The 22,113-nt window shown below is 69.9% G+C and carries 21 protein-coding genes and 1 tRNA gene; 8 read left to right on the top strand and 14 right to left on the bottom strand.

Annotation, left to right across the window (positions count from 1 at the left end):
- The 3 genes from ABFX50_RS10380 to ABFX50_RS10390 are packed head-to-tail and all read left to right on the top strand — an operon-like array spanning position 1 to position 3,022.
- The gene (locus ABFX50_RS10380) at positions 1-846 is read left to right on the top strand and encodes a sulfotransferase domain-containing protein (RefSeq protein ID WP_346145699.1); all 846 of its coding nucleotides are present in this window, start codon (positions 1-3) and stop codon (positions 844-846) included.
- Complete coding sequence (locus ABFX50_RS10385) at positions 843-2,138, top strand: lipopolysaccharide biosynthesis protein (RefSeq protein WP_346145353.1); 1,296 nt, start codon at positions 843-845, stop codon at positions 2,136-2,138. The genes ABFX50_RS10380 and ABFX50_RS10385 overlap by 4 nt, the downstream gene beginning before the upstream one ends.
- Positions 2,123-3,022, top strand: a complete 900-nt coding sequence (locus ABFX50_RS10390; RefSeq protein WP_346145355.1) for a sulfotransferase family protein — start codon at positions 2,123-2,125, stop codon at positions 3,020-3,022. The genes ABFX50_RS10385 and ABFX50_RS10390 overlap by 16 nt, the downstream gene beginning before the upstream one ends.
- Here ABFX50_RS10390 and ABFX50_RS10395 read toward each other — a convergent pair.
- From ABFX50_RS10395 to ABFX50_RS10450, 12 genes are all read right to left on the bottom strand, one after another.
- Complete coding sequence (locus ABFX50_RS10395; RefSeq protein ID WP_346145357.1) at positions 3,012-3,788, bottom strand: WecB/TagA/CpsF family glycosyltransferase; 777 nt, start codon at positions 3,786-3,788, stop codon at positions 3,012-3,014. The genes ABFX50_RS10390 and ABFX50_RS10395 overlap by 11 nt on opposite strands.
- Positions 3,785-4,705: a glycosyltransferase family 2 protein gene (locus ABFX50_RS10400; protein WP_346145359.1), complete on the bottom strand. Its 921-nt coding sequence runs from the start codon at positions 4,703-4,705 to the stop codon at positions 3,785-3,787. The genes ABFX50_RS10395 and ABFX50_RS10400 overlap by 4 nt, the downstream gene beginning before the upstream one ends.
- On the bottom strand, positions 4,702-5,580 hold the full coding sequence (locus tag ABFX50_RS10405; protein ID WP_346145701.1) for a sulfotransferase family protein: 879 nt from the start codon (positions 5,578-5,580) through the stop codon (positions 4,702-4,704). The genes ABFX50_RS10400 and ABFX50_RS10405 overlap by 4 nt, the downstream gene beginning before the upstream one ends.
- A 162-nt stretch (positions 5,581-5,742) precedes the next feature.
- Positions 5,743-6,999: a sulfate adenylyltransferase subunit CysN gene (gene cysN, locus ABFX50_RS10410; RefSeq protein WP_346145361.1), complete on the bottom strand. Its 1,257-nt coding sequence runs from the start codon at positions 6,997-6,999 to the stop codon at positions 5,743-5,745.
- Between the two features lie 74 nt (positions 7,000-7,073).
- Positions 7,074-7,988, bottom strand: coding sequence for a sulfate adenylyltransferase subunit CysD (gene cysD / locus ABFX50_RS10415; RefSeq protein ID WP_183655102.1), 915 nt, complete (start codon positions 7,986-7,988; stop codon positions 7,074-7,076).
- 17 nt (positions 7,989-8,005) lie between these two features.
- A complete protein-coding gene (locus ABFX50_RS10420) occupies positions 8,006-8,770 on the bottom strand; it encodes a 3'(2'),5'-bisphosphate nucleotidase CysQ (RefSeq protein ID WP_346145363.1) in 765 nt (254 codons plus the stop codon).
- Positions 8,770-10,209 carry a sugar transferase gene (locus ABFX50_RS10425; protein ID WP_346145365.1) on the bottom strand — a complete coding sequence of 480 codons (1,440 nt, stop codon included), beginning with the start codon at positions 10,207-10,209 and terminating at the stop codon, positions 8,770-8,772. Before ABFX50_RS10425 ends, ABFX50_RS10420 begins: the two co-directional genes overlap by 1 nt.
- Positions 10,210-10,294: 85 nt before the next feature.
- Entirely contained in the window at positions 10,295-10,879 is a 585-nt protein-coding gene (gene pth, locus ABFX50_RS10430; RefSeq protein ID WP_183655097.1) for an aminoacyl-tRNA hydrolase, read from the bottom strand.
- A gap of 75 nt (positions 10,880-10,954) precedes the next feature.
- A complete protein-coding gene (locus tag ABFX50_RS10435) occupies positions 10,955-11,566 on the bottom strand; it encodes a 50S ribosomal protein L25/general stress protein Ctc (protein ID WP_346145368.1) in 612 nt (203 codons plus the stop codon).
- A gap of 96 nt (positions 11,567-11,662) precedes the next feature.
- The gene (locus ABFX50_RS10440; protein WP_183655094.1) at positions 11,663-12,640 is read right to left on the bottom strand and encodes a ribose-phosphate diphosphokinase; all 978 of its coding nucleotides are present in this window, start codon (positions 12,638-12,640) and stop codon (positions 11,663-11,665) included.
- Positions 12,637-14,085 (bottom strand): bifunctional UDP-N-acetylglucosamine diphosphorylase/glucosamine-1-phosphate N-acetyltransferase GlmU, encoded by a 1,449-nt coding sequence (gene glmU, locus ABFX50_RS10445; protein WP_346145370.1) that lies wholly within the window; start codon positions 14,083-14,085, stop codon positions 12,637-12,639. Before glmU ends, ABFX50_RS10440 begins: the two co-directional genes overlap by 4 nt.
- Before the next feature lie 129 nt (positions 14,086-14,214).
- Positions 14,215-14,286, bottom strand: a tRNA-Gln gene (locus ABFX50_RS10450).
- Positions 14,287-14,545: 259 nt separating this feature from the next.
- On the opposite strand from ABFX50_RS10450, the gene ABFX50_RS10455 reads away from it, so the two are divergent.
- The 4 genes from ABFX50_RS10455 (at position 14,546) to ABFX50_RS10470 (ending at position 19,311) form a co-directional block, all read left to right on the top strand.
- On the top strand, positions 14,546-15,487 hold the full coding sequence (locus ABFX50_RS10455; RefSeq protein ID WP_346145372.1) for an acyl-CoA desaturase: 942 nt from the start codon (positions 14,546-14,548) through the stop codon (positions 15,485-15,487).
- Between the two features lie 82 nt (positions 15,488-15,569).
- Complete coding sequence (locus tag ABFX50_RS10460; RefSeq protein ID WP_346145374.1) at positions 15,570-16,403, top strand: TetR/AcrR family transcriptional regulator; 834 nt, start codon at positions 15,570-15,572, stop codon at positions 16,401-16,403.
- A 54-nt stretch (positions 16,404-16,457) separates the two neighbouring features.
- Positions 16,458-18,518: an RNA degradosome polyphosphate kinase gene (locus ABFX50_RS10465; protein WP_346145376.1), complete on the top strand. Its 2,061-nt coding sequence runs from the start codon at positions 16,458-16,460 to the stop codon at positions 18,516-18,518.
- Positions 18,508-19,311, top strand: a complete 804-nt coding sequence (locus ABFX50_RS10470) for an NUDIX domain-containing protein (protein WP_346145378.1) — start codon at positions 18,508-18,510, stop codon at positions 19,309-19,311. The genes ABFX50_RS10465 and ABFX50_RS10470 overlap by 11 nt, the downstream gene beginning before the upstream one ends.
- On the opposite strand, the gene ABFX50_RS10475 is transcribed toward ABFX50_RS10470, so the two are convergent.
- Both ABFX50_RS10475 and ABFX50_RS10480 read right to left on the bottom strand, forming a co-directional pair.
- Entirely contained in the window at positions 19,299-20,729 is a 1,431-nt protein-coding gene (locus ABFX50_RS10475; RefSeq protein ID WP_346145380.1) for a CYTH and CHAD domain-containing protein, read from the bottom strand. The genes ABFX50_RS10470 and ABFX50_RS10475 overlap by 13 nt on opposite strands.
- A gap of 64 nt (positions 20,730-20,793) precedes the next feature.
- Positions 20,794-21,564, bottom strand: a complete 771-nt coding sequence (locus ABFX50_RS10480; protein WP_346145382.1) for a trans-aconitate 2-methyltransferase — start codon at positions 21,562-21,564, stop codon at positions 20,794-20,796.
- A gap of 55 nt (positions 21,565-21,619) precedes the next feature.
- On the opposite strand from ABFX50_RS10480, the gene ABFX50_RS10485 reads away from it, so the two are divergent.
- The gene (locus ABFX50_RS10485) at positions 21,620-22,111 is read left to right on the top strand and encodes a MarR family winged helix-turn-helix transcriptional regulator (RefSeq protein ID WP_281388190.1); all 492 of its coding nucleotides are present in this window, start codon (positions 21,620-21,622) and stop codon (positions 22,109-22,111) included.
- The last annotated feature ends 2 nt before the right edge of the window (positions 22,112-22,113 follow it).

The raw sequence follows: 22,113 nt of genomic DNA on the forward strand, positions 1-22,113 counted from the left end.
ATGAAGCACTCGGTCCTGTCCGTCTCGCGCACCACGGGACGGCTGACCTCGGGCGGCCGGATGCTGCCGTCCTTCCTGATCATGGGCGCACAGCGCTGCGGCACCACCTCCCTCTACCGCGCCCTCGCCCAGCACCCGCTGCTGCTGAAGCCCGTGCTGCACAAGGGGGTGCACTACTTCGACGTCGGCTACGGCAAGGGCATCTCCTGGTACCAGGGGCACTTCCCGCTGAAGGTGGGCGCGGCGCTGCTGAGGAAGAGGTACGGCAGGCAGCCCCTCGCCTTCGAGTCGGCCCCCTACTACCTGTACCACCCGCTGGCCGGCGAAAGGATCGCCAGAGACCTGCCAGGGGTGAAGCTGATCGTCCTGGTGCGCGACCCCGTCGAGCGGGCCTTCTCGGCCCACTCCCACGAGCTGGCCAGGGGCTATGAGACCGAGTCGCACTTCGAGTACGCGGTGGAGCTGGAGGTCAGGCGGCTGGCCGGGGCCGAGGAACGCCTGCGCGCCGAGCCGCACTCCGTCCACCACTCCCACCGCCACCACGCCTACCTGGCCCGCGGACGCTACGCCGAGCAGCTCGACAGGCTCGAGCCGCTGTTCGGTCGCGAGCGCATCCTCGTGATCGACAGCCACCGCTTCTTCGCCGAGCCCGAGCGGACCTACGCGCGCGTGCTGGAGTTCCTGCAGATGCCCCACATGGGCAACCCCGCCTTCGAGCGGCACAACGGGCGTTCCCGTCCCAAGCCGCTTCCCGAGTCGGTGCGCCAGACCCTGATGGAGCACTTCGAGGTGTACGACACGCAACTCGTGCCGTGGCTGGGCGGTGACCCCTCGTGGCGCCGGTGACGCCCGCGCGACGCGCCACGGGGAGCGGCGGCAGGCTCGGGCGGGTGGCGAGGGCGGGTCTGGCGGGGGTCACCGGAGCAGGGGTGAGCGCGCTGGCGCAGTTCCTCCTGGTCGTGATCGTGACCCGCACCTTCAGCGCCGAACAGGCGGGCACGTTCTTCACCGCCGTCGCGCTGGCGCTGATGGTCGCGGGCATCGCCAAGCTCGACGCCGGCAACGGCCTGATCTTCTTCGTCGCCCGCGCCAAGACCTACGACTATCGCGGCATCTCCGGCTATGTCAGGGCGGCGGTGACCCCTGGGGCGGTGCTCTCCACGGTCGCGGGCGTGGTGCTGTATCCACAGCTCGGTCCGCTGGCGCTGGCGCTGCCGTTGATGGTGGTGACCGACATCCTGCTCGCGGCGACCAGGGGGTTCGGCTCCATGCGGACGACCGTGCTGCTGGACGGCATGCTGCTGCCCGTGGCCCAGCTCGCCCTGGTCGCCGTCGTGGCCGCCGCGGCGCTGCCGTACCCGCAGGAGACGCTGGCGGGGGCGTGGGCGGCGCCGTACCTGGTGGTGGCGGCGCTGGCGGCGCTGAGCCTGCGCCGACGGGTGCCGCGCACGCCGTACCTGCCGGGAACGGCGCGCGACCTGTGGCGGCACACCGCGCCGAGGTCGGCGGCGAGCGCGATCCAGGCGCTCTTCCAGCGCCTCGACATCGTGATCGTGGCCCTCCTGGCGGGCCCGGCCCAGGCGGCCATCTACACCGCCGCCACCAGGTTCAAGGTCGTCGGTCAGCTGGCCAGCCAGGGGCTCGCCCAGGCCGCCCAGCCCCGCCTGGTGCGCGCGCTGGCCGAGGGCGACCTGCCGAGGGCCCGTGAGCTCTACCAGGTGACGACCATGTGGCTGGTGCTGCTGACCTGGCCGGTCTGGCTCGGCTACGCCCTGCTCGCACCGTGGCTGCTGCGGATCTTCGGCACGGGCTACGACGAGGCCCTGCCCGTGGCGCTGGTCCTGGCAGGGACGATGATGGTCGCCACGGCGTGCGGCATGGTCGACGTGGTCCTCATCTCGGCGGGCCACACCTCCGCCAGCCTCGCCAACCTCGTGGCGGCGGTCGCCGTCACCGTGCTGCTCGACCTGGCGCTGATCCCCGCGCACGGCGCGCTCGGCGCGGCCATGGGCTGGTCCGGCGGGGTGCTGGTGAAGAACCTGCTGCCGCTCTGGCAGATCCACCAGCGTTACGGCCTGCGTCCCTTCGGCCGCCACAGCCTGACCGCGCTCCGCTTCAGGTCGTGGGCGACCGCATGACGCCGATCCTGGTGACGGGGCTGCCCCGCAGCGGCACGAGCTGGGCGGGCAAGATGCTGACCGCCTCGGGCGAGCTGGTCTACGTCAACGAGCCGCTTAACCCCCAGCACCCGCCCGGCCGCTGCCCCGGCGTGCTGCGGGCCTCGGTGACGCACCGCTTCCAGTACATCTGCGACGACAACTCCGCCGGCTGGCTGCCGGCCTTCCGCGACACCACGGCGCTGCGTTACGGCTTCCTCGCCGAGCTGCGCGCCAACCGCTCGCCGTACGACCTGGCCAGGCTGGCCCGCTACGGCTCGGCCTTCACCTGGGGCAGGCTCACCGGACGGCGGGCGCTGCTCGACGACCCCTTCGCCGTGCTCTCCTCCGGCTGGTTCGCCGGGCGGCTCGGCTGCACGGTGATCGCGCTGGTCCGCGACCCCGTCGCTCTTGTCGGCTCGTGGACCCGGCTCGGCTGGACCATCCATCTCGAGGAGCTGCTCGAGCAGCCGCTCCTGGTCCGCGACCACCCGGAGATGGAGGAGCTGCGCGCGCTGGCCGGCTCCCAGGACCGCATCGCCAAGGTGTGCGCGCTGTGGCGGGTCACGCGCTCCCTTCTGGCGCGCACCGAGGGCATCACCGTGGTCTCCTACGAGGAGCTCGCGCGCTCACCCCTTCAGGGCTTCCGCCGCCTGTACGACGTGGCGGGCCTGCGCTGGACGGCGGCGGCCGAGCGCCGCATCACGCGCGCGTGCACGGCCCGCGGCGAGGCTGACCGCGGTTTCGCCTGGTCGGGCCTCTCACGCACGGCCTACCGCCCCATGGACTCCAGCCAGGCGCTGAGCTCCTACCGCGAGCGCCTGACCACCGACGAGATCGACAGGGTGCGGGCGCTCACCGCCTGAGCAGCAGCGACCTGGTCAGCAATCTGGTCGCGAAGGGCACGTCGTCGACGAGGTAGCGCCTGGCCAGCCGTCCCGGCTCGCTGGCCAGGCGGAACAGCCACTCGGTGCCGGTGCGCCGCATCCACAGCGGCGCCCTCGCGACCGACCCCGCCGCGAACGCGATCGCCGACCCGCACCCGACGAACCAGGTGTGGGGCAGGTGGGGGCGCAGACCGGCGATCAGCCTGTCCTGCAGGGGGAAGCCGAGACCCACGAAGACGATCCTGGGCTGCGCCTCCACCAGCTTCTCCCTCACGCGCGCGACGCCCTCCTCGCTCCTGTCGAACCCGTACGGCGGAGCGTCCACCCCGCAGACCCGCAGCCCGCGACAGCCGTCGGCCAGCTCCCACGCCGCTCTCGCGGCCACTCCGGGAGGAGCACCGAGCAGGTAGACCGGCCAGCCTCCACGCGCCGCCATCGCGCTGAGCGACCAGATCAGGTCGGCTCCCGTCACCCTCTCGGGCAGCGCCTGGCGCAGCAGCCTGGAGGCCCACACCAGGGGCATGCCGTCGGCCACCACCACGTCGGCGGCGCTGACGAGCTCCCTGAGCGCCGGGTTGCCTGCGACGGCGCGGCAGATGTCGACGTTGGGGGTGACGAGGTGTCCGCCCTCACCCGCCTCCAGAGCGGCGGCCACCCACTCGACCGTCTGCTGTTCGGTGAACGGATCGAGCGGGACCCCCGCGACCGTCACCCTCGCGGGGCGGGAGGGCAGGCCGGCGGTCAAATGCCGTGCCCCCTGTCGTGCAGCAGCGAGAGCACCGCCGGAGCGGAGACGAACCCCGCGGCGACGGCGAGCGCGATCGGGGCGCGGGGCTCGCCCGCCCTGGCGGCGAAGGTGCGCAGCGCCCACCTGCCCGCTTCCCTGCGCCGCCCCATCGCGGCGTGGTGGAAGGCGAGTTGACCGTAGATCCGCGCCGCGCCGCGCGGATCCACGGCCAGTTCTGGGTGCCGGGCGAGCATCCACTCCAGCCCGGCGATGCGGTCGGCCCACTTGGTGACGTACTGTGACGCGCCCCAGCGAACCCGGACGAGCGGACGGTCGACGTGCGCGATCGGCTGCCGCTTGGCGGCGCGCAGCGCGAGGTCCCAGTCCTCGTTCTGGCCCATGGGCGCGCTCTCGTCGACCCAGTAGGCGCCGCGTCTGAACACGAAGGTCGAGGAGTGCACCATCACCATCCGCGAGCGCACCAGGTCGGCCTTGGTGACCTGGGTGAGGCCCGCGAGCCTCGGCACGCGGCGCGTGCCGTACTCGACCTCGATGGCGCAGCTGGAGAAGTCGGCGCCAGGACCGAGCGCCTCCGACTGCGCGGCGAGCTTGCCTGGCAGCCAGACGTCGTCGTCGTCGCAGAAGGCGACCAGGTCGGTGTCGGAGGCGGCGATGCCGGTGTTGCGGGCGCCTGGCAGGCCGGGGCTGAGCCGGTTGGGCAGCACGCGCACGCAGTGCGGCTCGTCACCCTTCGACCTGGGCGCGACCACGTCGGCGATCTGCTCGGCCACCGCGATCGGATCGCCGCCGTCGACCACGACGACCAGGTCGATCCTGCCCGGATAGTCCTGGGTGAGCACCGCGCGGGCGGCCGCCCTGAGCTGCTCCGGACGCTTGCCCGTCGTGGGGATCACCACGCCGACCGAAGGAGTCATGCCGCCGCTCCGCGATAGCCGTACCTGGTCATGAGAGGGGCCGTGAGGCCCGAGACCACGGCGCGCTGGACGGCGGGCAGGCCGCCGCGCCAGGCGTCGTCGTGGGAGAGCTCGACCTGGCCGACCGCGAACCGCATGGGGTTGCCCGAGACGGTGTGCGCGCGGCCGAGGCTGACGGTGGTGCCGTCGAGGAAGCCGAGCCTCGTGTCGAGGCCGAGGCGCTCGGCGAGGTCGGTCAGCGTGGCGCGGGGGTCGGCGAGCAGGTCCTCGTAGCGGACCCTGGTCACCTCGACCCCCCGCGCGGCGAGCAGGTCGATCGCGAGGTTCTGCGCGCTCCAGTGCAGGGAGGTGCGCATGGCGCCCCATCGGGTCATGTGGCTGCCGTCCTCGGGCCTCGGGACCGTCCTGCGCCAGGAGTGGGCCACCGCGCGCGGGTCGCGCACGACGTGCACCACGTGCGGCTGCACGCCCCCTGCCGCCAGGCAGAAGGCCAGCGAGGCGTGCTTGCTGGAGTCGACGACGGCCGCGCCGCCCGCGACCTGGAGCGCCGCGTTGTAGACGCTGCGGTAGGCGGCGACGTACTCGGCCAGGTCGGGGTGGCCGACGGCGGGGATGCGCCTGGTGCGATCGACCCTGCGGCGCAGCCAGAGCACCCGCTCGGCCAGCTCGCGCGACCAGCCGCCGAAGGCCCGCTCGCCGACCTCGCGCCAGAACGGGCACCGGGGGAACGCCTCGCCGCACCCGCACAGCTCGCCGGCGACGACGCCGCGGGCCCACAGGTGGACCACCTCGCCGAGCGGCACGACCCCTGGCAGCTCGCCGAGGAGGCGCTCGAGCAGCGTGGTGCCGCTGCGGCCGAGCCCACCCAGAAAGATCACCCGGTCGGTCACAGTATGCCTCCGGCGGTGCGCGGTGAATACGGACCGTGGAGACGTTAGCGCGGAGAGTAATCAAAGCGTCAGTGAACGACAAAGGATCTACCTAAGGAACGCGACAGGGCCGTGGTCACCGACCACGGCCCTGGGGAACGCTCCTGACTACGCTCTGGCGTCGACGATCATGCCGGCGCCGACCGTGGTGTTCGTGGACTCGTCCACGAGGATGAACCCACCGGTCATCCGGTTGCGCGCGTAGTCGTCGACGAACAGCGGCTGGGTGACCCGCAGCGACACCCTGCCGATCTCGTTCAGACCGAGCGAGGTCGCGCCCTCGTCGCGGTGCAGGGTGTTGACGTCGAGCCGGTAGTGCAGCTGACGCACCAGCGCCCTGGCCGTCCTGGTGGTGTGCTTGATGCTCAGCTTGGACCGCGGCGCCAGCTTCACCCCGTCGGCCATCCAGCAGACCATCGCCTCAAGCTCCTGGGCGACCTGCGGCTTGTTGTTCGGCCTGCAGATCATGTCGCCGCGGGAGATGTCGATGTGGTCCTCCAGGCGGAGGGTGACCGACATGGGCGGGAAGGCCTCCTCGACAGGGCCGTCGAAGGTGTCGATCGAGGCGATCCTGGTGGCCAGCCCGGACGGCAGGTGCAGCACCTCGTCACCGGGCTTCAGCACGCCGCCCGCGACCTGGCCCGCGTAGCCGCGGTAGTCGTGGAACTCGGTCTTGTGCGGCCTGATGACGTACTGCACGGGGAAGCGCACGTCGACCAGGTTGCGGTCGGAGGCGATGTGCACGTTCTCCAGGTGGTGCAGCAGCGAGGTGCCCTGGTACCAGGGCATGTTCTCCGACCGGGAGACCACGTTGTCGCCGTTGAGCGCGGAGATCGGGATGAAGGTCAGGTCGGCCACGTTGAGCTTGGAGGCGAAGGCGGTGAACTCCTCGCGGATCTCCTCGAACCGCTCCTGGGAGTAGTCGACGAGGTCCATCTTGTTCACCGCGAGCACCAGGTGCGGCACCCGCAGCAGCGAGGTGAGGAAGGCGTGCCTGCGCGACTGCTCCAGCACGCCCTTGCGCGCGTCGATCAGGATGATGGCCAGATCGGCGGTGGAGGCGCCGGTCACCATGTTGCGGGTGTACTGGATGTGCCCTGGGGTGTCGGCGATGATGAACTTGCGCTTGGGCGTGGCGAAGTAGCGGTAGGCCACGTCGATCGTGATGCCCTGCTCCCGCTCGGCCCGCAGGCCGTCGGTCAGCAGCGACAGGTCGGTGTACTCGGTGCCGCGATCGCGCGAGGTGCGCTCGACCGCCTCGAGCTGGTCCTCGAAGATCGCCTTGGAGTCGAACAGCAGGCGGCCGATCAGCGTGGACTTGCCGTCGTCGACGGACCCGGCGGTGGCGAAACGAAGAATGTCCATTTTTTAGAGGTAGCCCTTGTATCTGACGCAGCCGGTCTTCCGTGGGTGTGCCGTGCGTGGCGTGGACGTCGGCATTAGAAGTAGCCTTCGCGCTTGCGGTCTTCCATCGCGGCCTCGGAGGCCCGGTCGTCGGCGCGGGTCGCGCCACGCTCGGTGATCCTCGTCGCCGCGATCTCCTCGATGATCTCCTCGACCGTCGCGGCGGCCGACTGCACCGCGCCCGTGCAGGTCATGTCGCCGACCGTGCGGTAGCGGACCACCGCCTCGAACAGCGGCTCGTCGTCGCCCCTGCTCACCACGAGGTCGTCGGGCAGCAGCATGCCGTCGCGCTCGAAGACCTTGCGGGTGTGCGCGAAGTAGATCGAGGGGATCTCGATGCCCTCGCGGCGGATGTAGTCCCAGATGTCGAGCTCGGTCCAGTTCGACAGCGGGAAGACCCTGATGTGCTCGCCCTTGCGAATGCGCGCGTTGTAGAGGTTCCACAGCTCGGGACGCTGGTTCTTCGGGTCCCACTGGCCGAACTCGTCGCGGAAGGAGAACACCCGCTCCTTGGCGCGGGCCTTCTCCTCGTCGCGCCTGGCACCGCCGAAGACCGCGTCGAACTCGTGGTCCTCGATCGCGTCGAGCAGCGTGGTGGTCTGCAGGCGGTTGCGCGAGGCGCGCCGCCCTGTCTCCTCGGTGACGCGGCCGGCGTCAATGGAGTCCTGGACGCTGGCCACCACCAGCCGGGCGCCGAGCTCGGCGGAGCGACGGTCACGGAACTCGATGACCTCGGGGAAGTTGTGCCCGGTGTCGACGTGCATGAGCGGGAAGGGGATCGGCGCCGGCCAGAAGGCCTTCTCCGCGATGCGCAGCATCACGATGGAGTCCTTGCCACCGGAGAAGAGCAGACACGGGCGCTCGAACTCCGCCGCCACCTCACGCATGATGTGGATGGCCTCGGCCTCGAGAACGTCGAGTTGCGACGTGGTGTAGTCGCGCTGAAGCATGGGGGCTTCCTCCGGCATTAGCGGTGCAGGTCGCGGATCCCGGCGAGCAACGTTGGCGCCAGCTCCGGTAGGGAAACAAGGATATCCGGAAGAGTGGGGTCCTCCTGGTTATAGGCCAGCTCGGAGCCGTCGATTCGGCTCGCGTGGGCCCCTGAGGCGAGCGCGACCGCCACCGGCGCGGCGGAATCCCACTCGTACTGCCCGCCCGCGTGCACGTACGCCTCGACCTCACCCGTCAGGACGGCGGAGATCTTCGCCCCCGCCGAACCGATCGGCACGAGGTCGGCCCCGGCGAGGTAGGCGAGCTTCTGCACGAACTCGGGCGGCCTGGTGCGACTGACCGCGATGCGGAACCTGCCGCCTTCGTAGGGCGGGAGCTTGGGCGGCTCGGCCGTGGACAGCGTGCGGCCCTGAGCGGGCAGCGCCACCGCTCCTGCCACCAGCTCGCCGCGCTCCCACAGCGCGACGTGGACCGCCCAGTCTTCACGGCCCTCCTCGGCGAACTCTCTTGTGCCGTCGAGCGGATCGACGATCCACACCCGCTCGGCAGTACGTCTGGCCGGATCCTCCCGCTCCTCGCGGGTGGCCTCCTCGGACAGCACGCTGTCGCTGGGCCGCAGCCGCGCCAGCGCCTCCGTCAGGAAGACGTGGGCCTGTCTGTCGCCCTCGGCTCTCAGGGCGGGAGGATGCTCGAAGCCCTCGCGCCCGCGCAGCGAGAGCAGCCGCTCTCCCGCCTCCGTGGCCAGGTCGGAGGCGAGGGCGTGGTCGTCGCGAATCGTCATCAGTAAGCTCCTTGCCCGCGGGCGACGGCCGACCAAGTCTTCCACAGGATCTGCAGATCCAGCATGAGGGACCAGTTCTCGACGTAACGCAGGTCGAGGCGTACGGATTCCTCCCACGACAGATCTGACCTGCCCGAAACCTGCCACAGCCCCGTCAGCCCCGGGCGCACCAGCAGCCGCCTGCGGACGTCGTCGCCGTACTGCGCGACCTCCTCGGGAAGCGGGGGCCTGGGACCGACCAGAGACATGTGACCGAACAGCACGTTGATCAGCTGGGGCAGCTCGTCGAGGGAGTGGCGGCGCATCAGCGCCCCCAGAGCCGTCACCCGCGGATCGTCGCGCACCTTGAACAGCACGCCGTCGGCGTCGCTGACCAGTTCCACCTTCATCCGCTCCGCGTCCTGCCGCATCGTGCGGAACTTCACGATGGTGAAGAGCCTGCCGTCCCTGCCCACCCTGGTCTGCCTGAACAGCGCGGGCCCAGGACTGCTCACGCGGACGGCGAGCGCCAGCCCCAGCAGTAACGGCGCGATCAGCACGAGGAGCAACCCCGCCACCACCCTGTCGAAGACGTTCTTCACCAGTTGCCTGGCCCCTGCCAGCTCGGGGTGCTCCACGTGGAGCAACGGCAGCCCGGCGGCGGGGCGGATGGTCGTGCGCGGCCCCGCCACCTCCATCAGGGCGGGCGCCACGACCAGCTCGGTGTGGGTCTTCTCCAGCCGCCACGCCAGGCGGCGCAGCGCCAGGCCGTCCATCTCCTGGCAGGCGAGGACCGCCACCGTGTCGGCGTCGACCTGGGCCACCACCAGCGGCACGTCGGCGAAGCCGCCCGCCACCGGCACGTCGCCCACCCTGCTTCGTGCGGTGTCGTCAGGAAGGCAGGCGGCCACGATCTCCATGCCGTGGTAGCGCTCCCTGCGGAACCTGCTCACCAGCTCGGCGACGCCCGCCTCGTGGCCCACCGCCACGACCCTGTGCATGCACTGTCCCTCGGCCCTGCGCCGGTGCAGCGAGCGGCGCAGGGCGTACCTGAAGAGCACGGTGAGCAGCGTCGTCAACGGCAGCGCCAGCACGACGTAGCCGCGCGCGACCTCGGTCTTGGTGGCGTAGGCGCAGATCGCCATGGCGGCGGTCAGCGCCATCCCGCACCTGACGACCCTGCGGAACTCCTCCGAGCCGATGCCGATCAGGCGAGGCTCGTAGGCCCTGTTGAGCGCCATGGCGCAGACCCACACGGGCGGCAGCGCGAGGCTGAGCAGGATGTACGGCGTGGCGTAGGGCGTGAGCTCGCCGAACCTGGCGACGAAGGCCAGCATCGCCCCCGCCACCGCGCAGCCGAGATCGGCCCCGAGCGCCTGGAGACGGTAGGACCGCACCCATCCGGGCATGCGGGGGCCGGCTCGCCAGACGAGCGGTGGCTCGACCTTCGCGACCGTCATCAGCCCCTCCACGCGGCCCCCCGTGACCGTTGTTCAACAGACAGTCATGGAATGGTAGCGGTGGGTAGCCGCGCGTGGCGCCGATTCAGCGAGGAGGAGCCGAGATGTTCAGATCGAGGCTGTGAAAGGCGTTCTGCGTCGCCTCGAGACCCTTCTCGACGAGCGACTCGACCACATCGGCCGCCCTGTCGACCAGGAACGCCAGATCCTTGCGCTCGGCGGTGCCGAAGTCCTTCAGCACGAAGGCGGCGGCGTCCATGCGGCCGGGGGGACGGCCGATGCCGAACCGCACGCGCAGGTAGTCGCGCGTCGCCAGCGACTTGGTGATGGACTTCAGGCCGTTGTGGCCGTTGTCTCCGCCGCCCAGCTTGGCGCGGAGCGCGCCGTAGGGGATGTCGAGCTCGTCGTGGATCACGATCAGGCGCTCGGGGCCGATCTTGTAGAAGTCGGCGAGCAGCTTCGTCGGGCCGCCCGACAGGTTCATGTACGTCTGCGGCTTGGCCAGCACCGCGCCCCTGGTCTCCAGCACGTGCGCGCGGCTCTTGTGCGCCTTGAACCTGCCGCCCGCCCTGGCGGCCAGCTCGTCAAGGACCATGAAACCGGCGTTGTGCCTGTTGCCCTCGTACTCGGCCCCAGGGTTGCCGAGACCGACGATCAGCCAGCGATCCATCGCGCTCCTCCATACGGCAACGGGGCGAGCCGGGCACATGGCCCGGCCGCCCCGTCAGTGGCTCTGCGGCCCGTGTTACTCGGCGGCCTCGGCGCTCTCGCCCTCGGCGGCCTCGGGGGCCTCGGCGGCCTCACCCTCGACGGGCTCCCCAGCGGGCTTGGCGTTGACCTGGATGATCACGGTCTCGGGCTCCGCGATCAGGGTCGTGCCCTGCGGCAGCTTCAGGTCGGCGGCCGTGACGACCGCGCCGACCGTCAGGCCCTCGACGTCGACCTCGACGCCGGTCGGGATGTGGGTGGCCTCGGCCTCGACGGCGATCGAGACGAGCTGCTGGTCGAGCAGCCCCTCGGAGTTGACGTCACCGGTGGTGGTGACGGGGATCTCGACGGTGACCTTCTCGCCGCGCTTGACCAGGAGCAGGTCGACGTGCTCGACGAAGCCCTTGATCGGGTCGCGCTGGACGCCCTTGGGCAGGGCCAGCTCGTCCACGCCGTCGCCCTGCAGGCGGATCAGGACGTTGGCGGTGCGCAGCGCGAGAAGGACCTCGTGGCCGGGCAGCGTGAGGTGCTTGGGGTCGATGCCGTGCCCGTAGAGAACGGCGGGCACCTTGTCGGCGCGACGGATCTTGCGGGCGGCGCCCTTGCCGAACTCGGTACGGGTTTCGGCGGCGATACGTACTTCGGACACGACATCTCCTAGGGATGCATGAGATCGGATACTGCGTTCCCCCTCACCCGCCCTAGCGGAAGGCGTTACGAACGCAACCTTTGCAGTCTACGGCACTCAGGTGTTGCCCTCGAACAGACTGGTCACCGAGCCGTCGCTGAACACCTCGGTGATCGCCCTGCCGATGAGCGGCGCGATGGACAGCACCGTCAGCTTGTCGAACCTCTTCTCCTCCGACAGCGGCAGCGTGTTGGTCACGATGACCTCGGAGATGCGGGAGTTCTTCAGCCTGTCGACCGCGGGGTCGGAGAAGACCGCGTGGGTGGCCGCCACGATCACGTTCGTGGCCCCCTGCTCGTACAGCGCGTCGGCCGCCTTGCAGATCGTGCCCGCGGTGTCGATCATGTCGTCGATCAGCACGCAGGTGCGGCCCCGCACCTTGCCGACGACCTCGTTGACCTTCACGGAGTTGGCCACGTCGAGGTCGCGCCGCTTGTGGATGAAGGCCATGGGGGTGCCGAGCGTGTCGGCCCACCGCTCCGACAGCCGCACGCGGCCGGTGTCGGGCGAGACGATCGTGGTGTTGGCCAGGTCGAGCTTGTCCTTGAGGTAGCTCTCGAGCACCGGCATCGCGAACAGGTGGTCGACGGGTCCGTCGAAGAAGCCCTGGATCTGCGAGGTGTGCAGGTCGATCGACATCAGCCGGTCGGCGCCCGCGGTCTTGAAGATGTCGGCCATGAGCCTGGCGGTGATGGGCTCGCGTCCGCGGCCCTTCTTGTCCTGGCGGGCGTAGCCGAAGAACGGCATGACCACGGTGATGCGCTTGGCGGAGGCCCGCTTCAGCGCGTCGACCATGATGAGCTGCTCCATGATCCACTTGTTGATCGGGCCGGTGTGGCTCTGGATCACGAAGGCGTCGCACCCGCGTACCGACTCGAGGTAACGGGCGTAGATCTCGCCGTTGGCGAAGTCGATCAGCTTCGTCGGGGTGAGCGAGACGCCCACGTGGTTGGCCACCTCTTCGGCCAGTTCAGGATAGGCCCGTCCAGAAAAGAGCATCAGCTCCTTGGATCCCGGCTGTTTGATGCTCGTCACGTGCCACTCTCCTGCTCTTGCTCGGCCAGCGCCCTTTCGGCCGCCGCAGCCGACTTCGTGCCCGCGCGCCTGCGCAAGACCCATTTCTCGATGTTGCGCTGCCGCGCTCTGGCCACGCCCATCGCCCCCGGAGGCACGTCGTCGACGATGACCGATCCGGCCGCCGTGTAGGCGCCGTCGCCGACGGTCACCGGAGCGACCAGCATGGTGTCACACCCCGCGAAGACGCCGTCTCCGATGGTGGTGTGGTGCTTGTTGACCCCGTCGTAGTTGACGAAGACCGTGGAGGCGCCGATGTTGGCGTCCTCGCCGATCGTCGCGTCGCCCACGTAGGACAGGTGCGGGACCTTCGACCGCGCTCCCACCTTGGCGTTCTTCATCTCGACGTAGGTGCCCGCCTTGGCCTTGTGGCCGAGCTCGGTGCCCGGCCGCAGGTAGGCGTAGGGTCCGACCGAGGCCTCCGCCCCGATCACCGCGCTGTCGGCGACCGCGTTGCGCACCACCGCGCCCGCTCCGACGAAGGTGTCGGTCAGCGTGGTCGCGGGGCCGACCTCGGCGCCGGCCTCGATGCGGGTACGGCCGTGCAACTGCGTGGCGGGATGGATCACCGCGTCCTGCTCGATCTCCACCGACACGTCGACGAACGTGCTGGAGGGGTCGATGACCGTGACGCCCGCTCGCATGTGCCGCTCGAGGACGCGCCGGTTGAGCACGCCGCGCGCGAACGCCAGCTGCACCCGGTCGTTGACCCCCTCGACCTCCACGTAGTCGTCGGCGACGTGCGCCCCGACCCTGTGGCCCTCCTCGCGCAGGATCGACAGCACGTCGGTGAGGTACTCCTCGCCCTGCGCGTTGTCGGTGGACACCCGCTTGACCGCGTCGGCGAGCAGGAGCCCGTCGAAGGCGTAGACGCCGGAGTTCATCTCCCTGATCGCCCGCTGCGCGGGCGTGGCGTCCTTCTCCTCGACGATCTCGAGGACGGCTCCCGCCGCGTCGCGCAGGATCCTTCCGTAGCCCGTGGGGTCGGGGACCTCCGCGGTCAGCACGGTGACCGCGTTCCCCTCACTGGCGTGGGCGTCGAGCAGCCGCCCCAGTGTCTCGGAGGTCAGCAGCGGCGTGTCGCCGTAGGTGACCAGCACCGTGCCGGCGATCGTGCCCGTCTCCTCGAGCACGGTGCGGACGGCGTGGCCGGTGCCGCGCTGCTCGCTCTGGACGATGGCCTTGGCGTCGGGGCTGGTCCGGGCCAGGTGGCCGCCGACCCGTTCCTTCGCGTGACCGATGACGACGATGAGCCGCTCGGGATCGAGCTCCCTTGCGGCCGCGAGCATGTGGTCGACCAAGGACAGGCCGCACAGCTCATGGAGGACTTTGGGGGTCTGGCTCTTCATCCGGGTGCCCTCGCCGGCGGCGAGGACGATGACGGCGGCCGGGCGCGGCACACTCACGGACTGAGGCTCCCTGTGACGAGGCGGATCAGGGCTAGGTACGGCTACCGCACCGCTACCCTCCCGACACCGTGAGGATACCTGCCCGCCTTCGTCACCTCTTCACACCCATGGCGACATTCACCACAGCTCCGGCGCCAGGACTCGAACCTGAACAACGGACACCAAAAGACCGCGAGCTGCCAATTACTCAACGCCGGAAGAAGGGAGCCTGAGGGCTACCCCGCGTCTAGGGTACCGGCGATTGGGCCCCGCGTGCTGATCGGGATCACAAGTTCGCCGGCGGGCGCGCGTGCTAGCAGATTCCTGGGGCAGGGACAAGCCATGGAATCCACTCAGCACACCCCGAAGACCTTCATCTTCCACACATTCGCATCTTAGGGATTCCTAACTTACGCTGACGTAGGTTACGGTTGCGTAGCCAGACAATCGTCCTCATACACGTCGTGAGAGGTAGCCCATGACCGTTCTTGCCGACCGACCGGCGCCCGGTCCCAAGCCAGACGTAGACCCCGAGCCCAAGACCAGGGCCGAGCTGATCATCTTCGGCCTCGTCGTGGGGCTCCCCCTGGCCGCGATCGCAGCCGCCGTGCCGTTGGCATGGGGTTGGGGCATGCTGAGCTGGACCGACATCGCGATCGCCTTCGTCTTCTACATCGTCACGGGGCTGGGCGTCACCGTCGGCCTGCACCGCTACTTCACGCACGGGTCGTTCAAGGCCAAGCGGCCGATGAAGATCGCGCTGGGCATCGCGGGCAGCCTGTCGCTGGAGATGTCGGTGCTCGACTGGGTCGCCACCCACCGCAAGCACCACAAGTTCTCCGACAAGGAGGGCGACCCGCACTCGCCGTGGCGCTTCGGGCCCGGGTTCAGGTCGATGACCAAGGGTCTGCTCTACGCGCACATGGGGTGGCTGTTCGAGAGCGAGCGGACCAACAGGGAGAAGTACGCCCCTGACCTGTGCAAGGACCCCGACATCATCAAGCTGCACAAGTGGTTCCCCGCGCTGGCCATCACCTCCATCTTCCTGCCCGCCGTCCTCGGCGGGGTGCTGACCTGGTCGTGGCAGGGCGCGCTGACCGCCTTCTTCTGGGGCTCGCTGGTGCGCATCGGCCTGCTGCACCACGTGACGTGGTCGATCAACTCGATCTGTCACGTGTTCGGCGAGGAGACCTTCCAGAGCCGCGACAAGTCGCGCAACGTGTGGTGGCTGGCGATCCCCTCCTTCGGCGAGTCGTGGCACAACCTGCACCACTCCGACCCGACGTGCGCCCGTCACGGGGCGCTGAAGGGGCAGATCGACCTCAGCGCCGGGCTGATCCGCATCTTCGAGCGATTCGGCTGGGTCCACGACGTCAGGTGGCCGACCCCTGAGCGCCTGGCGGCGAAGCGCATTGGCTAGTGCCGCTGCCACGGTGCCCGGTCACGGGCCGGGCACCGCCATTATGGAACCTGTGACCACCGAATCCCGATCTCGTAGGCGTATGACCGGTAGAGAGCGAAGAGAGCAGCTGATCACGATCAGCCGCACGCTGTTCGCCGAGAAGGGGTTCGACGGGACCTCCATCGAGGAGATCGCCGCCACGGCGCAGGTGTCCAAGCCTGTGGTGTACGAACACTTCGGCGGCAAGGAGGGCGTCTACGCGGTGGTGGTCGATCGCGAGATGCAGAAACTACTCGGCATGATCACGGCGGCGCTGTCGGCGTCGCACTCGCTGATCAAGCTGGAGCGCGCGGCGCTGGCGCTGCTGCAGTACATCGAGGAGAGCAGCGAGGGCTTCCGGATCCTGGTGCGCGACTCGCACGCGGCCTCGGGCACCGGCACGTTCGCCAGCCTGATCAGTGAGATCGCCAGCCAGGTCGAGGACGTCCTGGCCGACGAGTTCAAGAGCAGGGGCTACGACCCCAAGCTGGCGCCGATGTACGCCCAGATGCTGGTGGGCATGGTGGCCCTGACCGGCCAGTGGTGGCTCGACGTGCGCAAGCCCGGGCGCGAGGAGGTCGCCTCGCACCTGGTGAACCTGGCGTGGAACGGCCTGACGGGCCTCAACCCGATGCCCCAGATCACCGCGACGAGCAAGGGCCTGGAGCTGTCGGCCATGGCGCCGCTGCCCCCGAGGCCGACCGAGAAGGAGCTCAAGGAGGCGCAGAAGGCGCGCGCCAAGGAGCTCAAGGAGGCCGAGAAGGCCAGGGAGCGCGAGCTGAAGGAGCGCGAGCGGCTGCTGCGCGAGGCCGAGAGGGCCAGGGAGCGCGAGGAGAAGCTCCGTCAGCGGGAGGCCAGACTGGCCGAGCGGGCGGCGAAGCTCGAACAAGAGTGAGTCGTTGAGCCAGCGTTAACGCTTTGTTCAATCTAATTGGGCATATTACGGGATATGTCCGCCGAGCTCCTGTCCTCTGGAAACGACCTGCCCCTGCCTCAGGAGCGGTTTCTCAACCGCGAGGAAAGCTGGCTCCAGTTCAACGAACGCGTACTCGAGCTGGCCGAGGACCCCTCCCTTCCCCTTCTCGAGCGGGTGCGGTTCCTGGCGATCTTCGCGAGCAACCTCGACGAGTTCTTCAGGGTGAGGGTGGCGGGCCTCAAACGCCGCATGGCGACGGGCCTGCTGCTGCGGACCAAGAGCGGGCTCAAGCCGCGCGAGGAGCTGGCGCGGATCGCGACGATAGCCGACGACCTCGCCAAACGGCACGCGGCCCTCTTCCACGAGCGCATCTGCCCGCAGCTGGCCGCCGAGGGCATCGAGATCGTCCGGTGGGACGACCTCGGCCGCGATGAGCGCACCGAGCTGCGCAAGCTGTTCAGGGAGCGGATCCGTCCCGTCCTGACGCCCCTGGCCGTCGACCCCGCGCACCCCTTCCCCTACATCTCCGGCCTGAGCCTCAACCTGGCCGTCGTCGTGCGCAACCCCTCCACCGACCACACCGTCTTCGCCAGGGTGAAGGTGCCCTCCCAGCTGCCTCGCTTCGTGGCCGCCTCGAAGAACAGGTTCGTCCCGCTGGAGGACGTGATCGCGGCCCATCTCGGCCAGCTGTTCAAGGGCATGGAGATCCTGCAGCACCACGCCTTCAGAGTCACCCGCAACGAGGATCTCGACGTCGACGAGGACGTGACGGAGAACCTCATGAAGGCGCTGGAGAAGGAGCTGCTCAAGCGCCGCTTCGGCCCCGCGGTGCGGCTCGAGGTCGAGCAGACGATCACCCCCGAGGTTCTGGATCTGCTGGTCGACGAGCTCGACGTGGCGCCGCACGAGATCTACAGGGTCGACGGCCCGCTCGACCTGACGGGCCTCGACGCCATCGCCGACCTGGACAGGGGCGAGCTGAGCTTCCGCCCGTTCGTCCCCGCCGAGGCCATCCACGCCGAGGACGACATCTTCACCGTGCTGCGCGAGCGCGACGTGCTGCTGCACCATCCCTACGACTCCTTCGCCACCAGCGTGCAGCGCTTCATCGAGGAGGCGGCCGAGGACCCGCAGGTGCTGGCGATCAAGCAGACGCTCTACCGCACCAGCGGCGACTCCCCCATCGTGAACGCGCTGATCGACGCGGCCGAGGCGGGCAAGCAGGTCGTGGTCGTCGTGGAGATCAAGGCCCGCTTCGACGAGCACGCGAACATCTCGTGGGCGCGCAAGCTGGAGAAGGCCGGCTGCCACGTGGTCTACGGCGTGGTCGGGCTGAAGACGCACTGCAAGCTCGCCCTGGTCGTACGGCAGGAGCCCTCGGGCGAGCTGCGCCGCTACTGCCACATCGGGACGGGCAACTACAACCCCAAGACCGCCCGCGTGTACGAGGACTTCGGCCTGCTCACCGCCGACCCGCTGGTCGGCGAGGACGTCACCGACCTGTTCATCCACCTGACCGGCTACTCCCACCACTCTGCCTACCGCAGGCTGCTGGTGGCCCCGCACTCGCTGAGAGGCGGCCTGCTGGCCAGGATCGAGCGGGAGATCGCCCACCAGCAGGCGGGCAGGCCCGCCCGCATCAGGATCAAGACCAACTCCCTGGTGGACGAGCAGCTGATCGACGCGCTCTACCGGGCCTCCCGCGCGGGCGTGCGGGTGGACCTGTGGGTGCGGGGCATCTGCGCGCTCCGTCCTGGGATTCCCGGCCTGTCGGAGAACATCAGGGTCCGCTCGGTCCTGGGGCGGTTCCTGGAGCACTCCAGGGTCTACGAGTTCGGGCTCGGCAGGCGCCCCGAGATCTGGATCGGCAGCGCCGACCTGATGCGCCGCAACCTCGACAGGAGGGTGGAGGCGCTGGTGAAGGTGACGGGCCAGTCGCACAGGGCCTACCTGATCGAGGTCATGGACCTGGCGATGGCCGACACCACCACCTGCTGGTGGCTGAACTCCGACGGCACATGGAGTCGCCACGACGGCGACGACCTGCAGAGCCACCTGATCGGGACGCGCCGGTGGAGGACCATTGACGACTGAGCTCATCAGGGCCGCGGGCGCGGTCGTCTGGCGGGGCGACGAGGTCGCCCTCGTCCACAGGCCCAAGTACGACGACTGGACCTTCCCCAAGGGCAAGGTGAAGCCGGGCGAGCACGTGATCGCCGCCGCGCTGCGCGAGGTGCGGGAGGAGACGGGGCTCACCGTGCTGCTCGGCAGGGCGCTGCCCGCCGTCCACTACCTGAGGAAGGGCCGCCTGAAGCGGGTCGACTACTGGACGGCCCGCGCCGTCTCGGGCGAGTTCGTCCCGGGTCCCGAGGTGGACGAGCTGGTCTGGCTCACCCGCGACGCGGCGCGCGCCCGCCTCAGCTACGAGTGGGACGCGAGCCTGCTGACCGCCCCTCCGCCGCAGACCACCCCGCTGCTCCTCGTACGGCACGGCAGCGCGGGCTCGCGCGACGCGTGGGAGGGCGACGACGACCTGCGTCCCCTCGACGACGACGGCCTGGCCCAGGCGCGCACCCTTGCCACGGTGCTGCCCGCCTACCGGCCCTCCTCGCTGGTCAGCTCGCCGAGCATGCGGTGCGTGCAGACGCTTCCCGGAGCCGACCTGCGGCTCGACCCGCTGCTCAGCGAGCAGGGCTACGACAGGGAGCAGAGCGCCGAGCTCGTCCGCGGGCTCGAGGGGCCCTCGGCCGTGTGCAGCCACGGCAAGGTGCTGCCTCCGCTGATCGACGAGCTCAGCGGCCTGCGCGTGCACCTGCGCAAGGGCGCCTTCGCCGTCCTCCACCGCCTGGACGGCCGGATCGTCCACATCGAGCGCTACGCGGTCTGAACCTTCGCCCACACCTGGGGGAAGTCGGCGTGCGCGCGCTCGGCGGCCGCTCGCTCGATACCCACCAGCACGCCGTAGGTGAAGGTGTCCTCGCCCGCCTGCCGCGCGCTCTCGGCCTCTCGGGCGAGCGTCTCCTGCGCGACGACCCCGTCCTGGTGGGCCCCGAGCGCTTCCTGGACGGCTTCGGCGCGTTCGGCCAGCTTGTCCACGCCGATCGCCTCAGCGGTGTACCGGGCGCGTTTGGCCGCCTTGCGTACCTCGTGCATGGCCGTCTCGCGCTCGCCGGGATCCGTCACGGTCCGAGCGTGATCGTAGGCCTTCGACACGCGCTGCCAGTTCTTGTCCGCGATCGCGGACAGCGCGGCCCCTGCCTGCTTGCCCGCCGTCTTGCCCAGGGACGGCTCGGCGACCAGGCGGTCGAGGGCGTCGAGCAGCGCGAAGTAACGCGGGCCGCTCAGCGTCTCCCTGATCCTGCCGTGGGCCTCCTCCTCGCGCTTGCCCAGGTCGTCGCCGAGGCGTACCTGGATGGGGCCCGCCACGAGCTCGGGGGCGAGCCTCCTGAGGCGCTCCGCGAACCTGGCTCTGATGACCTCGAGGTCACGGGCCTCGCCGAGCACGGCGGCGAGCCACTTCAGCTCCTCCTGGACAGGTTCGGTGTCCTTGACCACGCTCGCGAACGCCTTCAGGGCGCTGCGCAGCCTGCGCGAGGCGACGCGCATCTGGTGCACGGCGTCGTCCTCCGCCCTGCGGGCGCGGGGGTCCTGCGAGAGGAGGGCCGCGACCTGGTCCGCGAGGTAGTTCACGACGACCTCGCCGGCGCTGCCGTGCTCGACATTCGCGCGGACCGGCGGCGCGGGTTCGAGCAGCCTGGCGAGCTTGCTGGCCGAGCTCGCGGGGACGGCTCCGGCCTTGCGCAGCCGCTTGCCGACCTTCGCCAGCAGGTCCTGGTCGCCGTCGACCAGTTCGGCCTCGACCTCTCGCCATCGCTGGACGCGCGGCTCGTCGCCGAAGACGGTGCCCTTGACGCGGTCGTCGGCCACCTCGACGGCTCCGGCCACCAGGGTCACGGTTCTGCGGGTGTCGAGCTCGGCCACCACGCGCAGCTCGGCTCCCCGCGTGTAGCCCTGGACGAGGTCGGCCAGCTCGGCGGGGACGACCTTGGTGCTGCGGGTGAGCGGCAGCTGGATCTCCTGACGCGCCCCCTTGGCCTTGGGCAGCTTGAGGTGCCAGCCCGGATCGGACCCCCCGCGCCGCCGCCGCAGCGTGACACCCCTGGCGGCCAGGCGCAGATCGGCGGTGTCGTAGTAGAGCGCCACCAGCTGGTAGCTCTTGGGGCCGGTGATCTGGCCCAGCTTGCTCAGATCGGGCACCTCGTAGTCACCCGGTACGTCGAACTTGTCCTCGATCTCGATGCCCACTGCACCTCGCAACCGTTCGATTGCGGACAATCATGCCACTAGGCGATGAACGGGAGAAGTTTTCTCACTTCTGCCCGACCACGAAGATCCGGCGGAACGGGAACGGCGTGCCGTACGACCGGGTGGGGTAGGCCTCGTCGAGCAGGACGGCCAGCTCGTCGGTGAAGCGGGCGCGCTCGTCGGGTTCGAGCCGATCGAAGATCGGGCGCAGCGCGGTGCCCGAGATCCAGTTGAGCACGGCGTTCTCACCCTGCAGGACGTGGACGTAGGTGGTCTCCCACGCGTCCACCCGCAGGCCGAGGGCGGCGAGCTGGTCCAGGTAGGCCACCGGCTCGGCGACCGGCCACGGGCGCTCGAACTCGCCCAGCTTGTCCCTCCAGTTGTCGCTGGCGCACAGCCTGCGGATCAGCACGTGGCTGGGGGCGTCGAAGTTGCCCGGCACCTGGAAGGCGAGCCAGCCGCCCGAGCTGAGGTCGTCGATCCAGCGCTCGAACAGGTCGCGGTGCTGGGGCACCCACTGCAGCAGCGCGTTGGAGACCATCACGTCGATGGGGCGGTCGGGGTGCCAGAGCGCGACGTCGGCGACGTCGAAGCGGGCCCTGGTCTCGAGGCCGCGCGCCTTGGTGATCATCGCGGGAGAGGAGTCGAAGCCGTAGACGGTGGCGCGCGGCCAGCGCTCGGCGAGTGTCGCGGTGAGTTCACCCGATCCGCAGCCCGCGTCGACGACATAATCGGGTTGATCGGCCCGCACCCGCCCGACCAGCTCGAAGAAGGGCCTGGAGCGCTCGTCGGCGTACGCGGCATAGGTCGCGGGGTCCCAGATATCTCTTGACATAAAGATAATTGATATCGAGATATATATCTCGATGTCAAGACAGTACACTCGTGTCATGACGATGGACGAGGTCGACAGGCTGGTGGCGTCCTGGCAGCAGGAGCGTCCCGATCTCGATGTGACGCCGCTGCAGGTGCTGAGCCGCGTCTCCCGCCTTGCCCGTCATCTCGACAGGGCGCGGCGGGCCTCCTTCGCCGAGCACGACCTCGAGCCGTGGGAGTTCGACGTGCTCACCGCGCTGCGCAGGGCGGGCAAGCCGTACGAACTGTCGCCGGGGGCCCTGCTGCGCGCCACACTGGTGACCTCGGGAACCATGACCAACCGCATCGACAGGCTGGCCCAGGCCGGGCTGGTGCGGCGGCGGCCCGACCCCGAGGACCGGCGCGGCGTGCTCGTGTCGCTGACCGACGACGGGCGGGCGCGGGTCGACGCGGCCTTCGCCGACCTGCTGCGCCGCGAACGGGAGCTGCTGGCGGGGCTGGGAGCCGAGGAGCAGAGGGCCCTCGCCGACCTCCTGCGCACCCTCCTCACACCCTTCGACGCCTGACC

The organism is Nonomuraea recticatena (assembly GCF_039533245.1).
GTDB lineage: Bacteria > Actinomycetota > Actinomycetes > Streptosporangiales > Streptosporangiaceae > Nonomuraea > Nonomuraea roseola.